Consider the following 6,256-nt stretch of genomic DNA (forward strand, 5'->3'; position numbering starts at 1 on the left):
TCGCCCCGTCACCCCGTCGTCATCCCAGCCTTGAAAGACTGCGCTATTTTAAAGTGCCCCTTTAAAGGGGCAAACGATAATAGCCCGCCGTTTCAACGGCGGGATTGTTGCAATCGCCGAGAGCCTTTCCTCAGTAGGGGAGCTCATCTTTCATCATACCAACAGAGGATGATTCATGGAAAATTTATTGAAATTCATCGCCAAACAAGCCAACCTCGACCGGGTGCTCTTTACTCCGGCGCTGAAAAAAATCTATTTCGACATGGCCGTGGCTTCGGGAGGCGCCACTCAGTTCAAACACGCCGATTCCGCCCGCAAGGGACTCTCCTTCATCGCCGACAAGGCGGGAGATAATAAACATGCGCTGCTGTTCTGCGCCTGTTACGAATTAATTCAAACATACGATCTGCTGCTTCAACTGGCGCAACAAAAGGTTCCCGCCGTCGTTTTGGCTCTCCGTTCCGGCGTTCCCGATGAAACCGCCGAGAATTGGAACTATCTCCAATTCAACGGCGCAGGGTGGCTGCATTTCCATACGCATACGCTGCAAGAGGCCTACGATCATCTCGCATTGGCTTATTATCTCTACGAAGAAAAAAAACTAACCCTGCCCGCGTTGGTTTTGCATTCCCGCTTGCAGCATGACAGTTTGGGCGATTTTACGCCCCGCGAAGAACTGAACCTGGGCAATCCATTGACGGGATTGCAAAGCGCCCGCGCGAGCAAAAAGATGAGTTTCGAAGACGCCGTCGCTTCCATGAAGAAGAAGAAAGAGAAAACGACTCTGGCCGATCTCTACCAAGACCTGCCGCAGATGCTGCGCGAAGGCTATGAAGCCCTTGGTTATGCGCTTCCGGCGCAGGGGTTGCCTTTCCGGGGCCAAGGAAAGGAAGAGGCTGCCGTCATTTCTCTCGTCCCGGAAAACGAGGAGGGAGAAGAAGGATTCTACCGCCTGCTCTGCTATCGGCCTTTCGCCGCCGAAAGCCTCCTCGGCGAACTCGCCGCCAAGAAAATCGTCGCCGCCGTCGAACCAAAGCCATCGCCAGGGACAACCGTTCCGCCTTTCTTCGCGGAGATAAGTGGAGCTTTATCTTCGCGTTTTTCCAGAAAAATAATATCGGTTACCGTCCCTTCCGGAATGGCGGTTTTGGCGAAAAACGCCGTCGGCGAGATCAAGAAGATCGTTCAGCAGGCGCTGGAAAATCCAGAGCAAGCGCTGGTTTTTCATGAATTGTCATGAATTCTTATATTTGTCGCGTGGGATAGATGCGTAGAGTGGATTCAAAGCGAAGCGCAGCCCATCCTTCGCGTTCATTTCCAAACTGGCTGTCCCGCGATTTTTAAACGGACGGCGTAAAATCCTTTTCGCGCCGTGATGAAAAGCGTTTTATTATCCGGTCCGCCGAAAGCGCAATTGGCGGGTTGTTCCGCGGCTTTAATGACGCCGATCTTGTTCCCGGTGGGATTGAAGATGGCGAGGCCTTCGTTGGAAGCGAAATATAAGTTGCCTTTCGCATCGACCTTCATCCCATCTGGCGATCCGATATTATCGATGAGAATTTTTCCATTCTTCAAGGTTCCATCCTTCTCCACGTTGAAGACGCGCACGCGGTTGCCTTGCCGTCCGGAATCGCAGATATAGATAAGGCTTTCGTCCGGCGAGAAAGCGATGCCGTTAGGCATATTGAAATCGTCCGCCAGCAATATCGGTTCACTCCCCGGCTTGACGGCGAATACGCCCTGAAACGATAGTTCCTTCTCCTCCGGTCTTACGCCATACGATGGATCGGTGAAGAATATCATGCCGTCGGAACGAACGCAGCAGTCGTTAGGGCTATTCAATCTTTTTCCCTTATACTTGTCTGCAATAACTTCGATCGAACCGTCCGCTTCCGTACGGCTGACGCGGCGGGCGCCGTGTTCGCAGGCGATAAGGCGTCCTTCGCAGTCGAATGTGAGGCCGTTGGAGCCATTGCTGTTTTCGCGCCATACGCTTAGACCTTGGCTGGCGTCCCATCTCATGATCTTATTGGCGGGGATGTCGCTGAAGAGGACATAACCGTCTTTATGCCATACCGGCCCTTCCGTAAAATTCATTCCTCCCGCTAGAGCAACAGCTTCGGCGGCGGCGATGTCTGACAGGTTTTCGGCGCTAAGGGCGGGAGCCGTTATTGTCAAAGCAACCGTTAATGTTCCCAATAGGATCGTGCAGGCGAATAAACGCATGATATCGTCCTTTCGATGTTTCGAAAATTTTTCGATGTTTTGTAGATCGAGCGATGCGAACCTGACTAAGGCTATCTTACGCTTCCTCGAATTTTTCGACAAGAATGGAATCGCCGCGAGCGTTGCGCAGCGCCGTTGCATCGCCGATGATTTTTCCGAAGCGGGTAACCTTGCTGGCGGCGCGAGGCCGGTCGTCCATCGATGCAGGCGTCCTTCCATAAAAAATGCAGAAAGCATGGCCGGGCGGCCAATAAGCGATATCGCCCGCTTCCATAATCTCCTGGCCTTCTTCCTGTTCCAATCGCACAGGGACGCCGAAATAGATTTCATCGCCCCAGACGTTATAAGGAAGATCGAAAGGCAAGGCATTATAAATCGCTTTAGCGGTTTCGTTATTCGACAATTCCGCTTCCAGAATTGCATCCCCAACGCTGATTTTTATCTTCATGGTTTTTGATCCCTCCATCATAAAGATGATGCGATCTCAAAGACCAAATAGCTTGGGCGTTATGCGAGTTTCCGCGTTGCAACGGACTAACCAGGAAATCCGGCTCTCTCCAGAGTCTAATGGGATATGAAAACGTTGGGATTGCGCCTGATTTGTTGATGGATCAAACCGGAAAGCGTCTTCTCCATGAATCAAAATTCCGTTCCATAACATCGTTTTGGGCAATATCTCCATTTTATCGGAAATTTGCCGAAGAAGAAATGGAGAGGACGATTCCGGCGCGACTTCAAATCTATAGATTCCCGCATAATCCGCTTTGATTTTCCAGGTAACGAAGCATAATCCTTCCTTCAATTTCGCTTCGGCGATAAGTCCGCCCAGGTTGAAAGAGGCTGTTTTGGAATCCGGCAGGATTTCTCTGGATGCATTATGGGGTTCCTTGGCGTATCCAAGGAAAAGGGGATCGCCGTCCTGCGTTGCAATCTTTTTCTGCGCAGGATAATCTGAAGAATCGGCGTTCAGCGCGAAGGGGCCATCCACCAGTAAGGAAGACGGCGTTAAAATCGTTGGCTTGAATTGAAAATAATCGATTCCGACGGTTAGTCCTTTCGCATCGGGATGGCTTCCCAAGACGTGAACGCTTATGCGGGGCTGACTCGACGTGTGAAGGAATAATGGGAAAGGCGATACATAGCGTTTCAGCATGTAATGTTCGGCGTAAAGGTCGATAGCGGGCAAGACGGTCTCGCCGTTGACCCGCAAGTCGATTTGCGCGCCGTCGGGAGCATGGGTTAATGCGCATTCCAACTTGTACAATCCGGAAAAGAGCAAAGGCGGCGCATCGAAACTGCATGAGGCGCCCTCCTTGAAGGCTTCAAAGCGGATCTGCTGATTCCGGCTCCAGTCCGGTCCATAGGCCAACATTTCCTGGGATTCGAAGACGCCGCCGTTGGCTGCGCCCCAAAGCGTTTCTGCTTCCAATGGGCTTTCCGGTTCGCCTTGCCGCTCCTGAAAATGGATGACGGATTGAATCGGCGTTAATTTCCGGAAATAGCGGCCTCCGATAGGAAGAGGCCAGGAGAAGCGTTGATGCGGTTCTTCCTGATACCAATAAACTGTCGAGGCATAATCTTGCCGCAAAGCGTTGGCGGTCCCATGCTCGAAGGTAAGATCGAGGCTCTCGGAAAAACGTATCGGCGCGGGTAAAAAAAGGCGCAGCATCGCATCCATTCCATTGAAATCGGAGGCGCCCGCCGCCAAAGGCCAGTTTGATGTAATGACGCTTCCTCCCTGATCGAAGAAACCTTCTTTGCCGCAGCCATGCAGCGAGGGGGGAAAAGAGAAACGATCGACGAAAATCATGGCGTCGCTTTCCGGAGACGGCGTTCGCACCATATAAACTCCCATAAGGCTTCCGCGCCCTCTGGCGGATAATGCCGTGTAATTTTCGGATGGATCGCAGACCGGTTCATTGTTCGTTTCGGAGAGCGTCAACGGTGGAACCGGCGTATCGTTGTCTCTAGTCCAATAGGCGTGGAAAGTGGAAAGCGATTGAGGAAGGTTGGCTTTTTCCTGGTACGTCAGCACCGCTTCCGCCTGATAGGTGTTTTGCAGATGGCCGTTTGTAAGTTGAAACCTCGCTTGGGTATGGAAAGGCATGGGCAAATAACAAAATCGCCATCCGTTTTTTTCCTGTCCTAAAGCCAGGGTTTTAACTCGGTCGGCGAAGAAATCCCCGGCGGGCGAGACGATGCTGGGATATTTCTCCTCATCCCAAAACGTCTTTAACATTAAATCCCGGCCGATTTCCACGCTTCCCTCCGTCCATTTCATGCGAAAGCCCAGGAGAATGGCGGGGCCGGTTATGGTCGCCAGGTCGATGGTCTCTCCGGCGGGAATCGTGGCTTTGATTTTTTGTTCCTTGATATTGTCGGCGGTGAAGATTGGCGGTTTTTCCGGCGTTACGAAATTTTTCGCCGCGTTATCCAGGCGGGTCTCCTCTTCTTTGGATATAGGATAGGCCATCGAGACGACGGGGGCGTTTTTGGAAAAGGTTTCGTATTCAATTTGATAAAAGCAAAGTTTATCGATCGCAATCTTGCAAAATTGTTTATAGGGAATGGGAATGTAAGACCAATGGGCGCTTAAAGGATCGGATCCGGCATAGACGAACGGCTTGATGAATGGTTTAAATTTGTTGAGAAATAAATCTTGAAACGATCGTTGGATCAAAGGCTCTCCGCCCTTGTCCACGAAAATACGGATCATTCCTTGGGGATTGGCGGACCAGAGTCGCGTGATCGCTCCTGGTCCTTGCATTTCCGCGATGACGTACCAATCCCCTTCCTGGCGTAAAAATCCGCCGTCGTCCCGGTTACCCCCCTGGCGATCGTAACTGGAGAACATTTCGACCTTGGCGTCCGGATCAAGAAAGAGACGGTTGATATCCGAGGTTTTGTCGATAAGCGTGGAAAAAGATATTTTCGTTTCTTCCGCGCCGAAGGCGGAATCGAACGCCGCAGAGATTAAAAAAACGGGAAAAAAAAGAAGAAATAATCTCCCCATCACAACCACTTTCACGAAATTTTTGAATCACGGACATCGCGGATTCTTTTGGATTTCACAAAAAAAAGCATTTCATGATGCAAGCCCATGCGCCAACTATTTTTCTTTTTTTCGCGTCTTTCTTTTTCGTTTCGTGTTTTCGCGATTCGAAACGGCGATTCTATTTGATAACTTCAACTTATTAATTGCGCGTAACATGAGATTATAAAATGGGGCGGCCTCATCGGCCACCCCAAGAAAGGCAAATTCAACACTTTGCTAGTACTCCTTGACATTTAAAATTGTCCCCTCGCCATCCGGGAGAGGGTTAGGGTGAGGGGGCTTATTCAACAATGCAACGTTCAAAATCAAATGTCATTGAATACTAGGCAGACGGATGATGTTACCCGCCAATGATTACGCTGTTCAAGACAAAGATGTTGCCGCTGGAACGCAGGCCGTTGGAGGGTTCATAAATAAAATCGGCTTTTTGATCGTGAAGCCCTTGTGCGCCCGTTTCTCCCCAAGGGTAGTTTTGTACGCCGTTGGGACCGACGGAAGTCATGATATATTCAATGCCGTATCTTGCCAACATATTATATAAGGCTATCGTATTTTTGCAGTTGGGTGTGCCATTCGGTCCAAAAGAGACGCGGGAAGTATATTCGTATACCGGACGCAATCCCGTTTTTATGCTATTGAGATTTTGGAATTTCGAAGTGGGATCCCAGAATTCGTCGGCAGGAATTGCGCTGATGTAAGCGACCGGCGTCGTCAGAGGCAAGTAAGATAAATGTTCCGCGCTGCCGATGTTGCAATCGCCATCGAAAGTATACTGTCCTTTATCGAGACGGTACTGTTCTTCCGCCATAGCTACAGCTTTCATGTCCGAAACCACGCGCGCCACCTTAGCGCGCATCTGGGCATTCAGAAAATTGGGAACGGCGATAGCGGCCAGCACTCCAATGATGGCTACAACAATGAGCAATTCAATCAGGGTAAATCCTTTCTTCATCGATTTTTCCTCCTATTGGCAAT

General features: G+C 50.4%; 5 protein-coding genes. 1 reads left to right on the forward strand and 4 read right to left on the reverse strand.

Annotated features, from left to right (window positions below):
• Positions 1–175: 175 nt before the first annotated feature.
• Complete coding sequence (locus AB1656_26715) at positions 176–1,240, forward strand: hypothetical protein (GenBank protein ID MEW6238990.1); 1,065 nt, start codon at positions 176–178, stop codon at positions 1,238–1,240.
• A 71-nt stretch (positions 1,241–1,311) separates the two neighbouring features.
• Here the strand turns inward: AB1656_26715 and AB1656_26720 are convergent, their stop codons facing one another.
• From AB1656_26720 to AB1656_26735, 4 genes are all read right to left on the reverse strand, one after another.
• Entirely contained in the window at positions 1,312–2,226 is a 915-nt protein-coding gene (locus tag AB1656_26720; GenBank protein ID MEW6238991.1) for an SMP-30/gluconolactonase/LRE family protein, read from the reverse strand.
• Positions 2,227–2,302: 76 nt separating this feature from the next.
• On the reverse strand, positions 2,303–2,674 hold the full coding sequence (locus AB1656_26725) for a cyclophilin-like fold protein (GenBank protein MEW6238992.1): 372 nt from the start codon (positions 2,672–2,674) through the stop codon (positions 2,303–2,305).
• Positions 2,675–2,710: 36 nt separating this feature from the next.
• Positions 2,711–5,239 carry a DUF2961 domain-containing protein gene (locus AB1656_26730; protein ID MEW6238993.1) on the reverse strand — a complete coding sequence of 843 codons (2,529 nt, stop codon included), beginning with the start codon at positions 5,237–5,239 and terminating at the stop codon, positions 2,711–2,713.
• Positions 5,240–5,621: 382 nt separating this feature from the next.
• Positions 5,622–6,233 (reverse strand): prepilin-type N-terminal cleavage/methylation domain-containing protein, encoded by a 612-nt coding sequence (locus tag AB1656_26735; protein ID MEW6238994.1) that lies wholly within the window; start codon positions 6,231–6,233, stop codon positions 5,622–5,624.
• Positions 6,234–6,256 lie beyond the last annotated feature (23 nt).

Source organism: Candidatus Omnitrophota bacterium (assembly GCA_040755155.1).
In the GTDB taxonomy this organism is placed as follows: domain Bacteria; phylum Hinthialibacterota; class Hinthialibacteria; order Hinthialibacterales; family Hinthialibacteraceae; genus JBFMBP01.

Coding starts and splice junctions, on each gene's coding strand:
- AB1656_26720 (MEW6238991.1), bottom strand. CDS start 2,226: ATGCGTTTATTCGCCTGCACGATCCTATTGGGAACATTAACGGTTGCT.
- AB1656_26725 (MEW6238992.1), bottom strand. CDS start 2,674: ATGAAGATAAAAATCAGCGTTGGGGATGCAATTCTGGAAGCGGAATTG.
- AB1656_26730 (MEW6238993.1), bottom strand. CDS start 5,239: ATGGGGAGATTATTTCTTCTTTTTTTTCCCGTTTTTTTAATCTCTGCG.
- AB1656_26715 (MEW6238990.1), top strand. CDS start 176: ATGGAAAATTTATTGAAATTCATCGCCAAACAAGCCAACCTCGACCGG.
- AB1656_26735 (MEW6238994.1), bottom strand. CDS start 6,233: ATGAAGAAAGGATTTACCCTGATTGAATTGCTCATTGTTGTAGCCATC.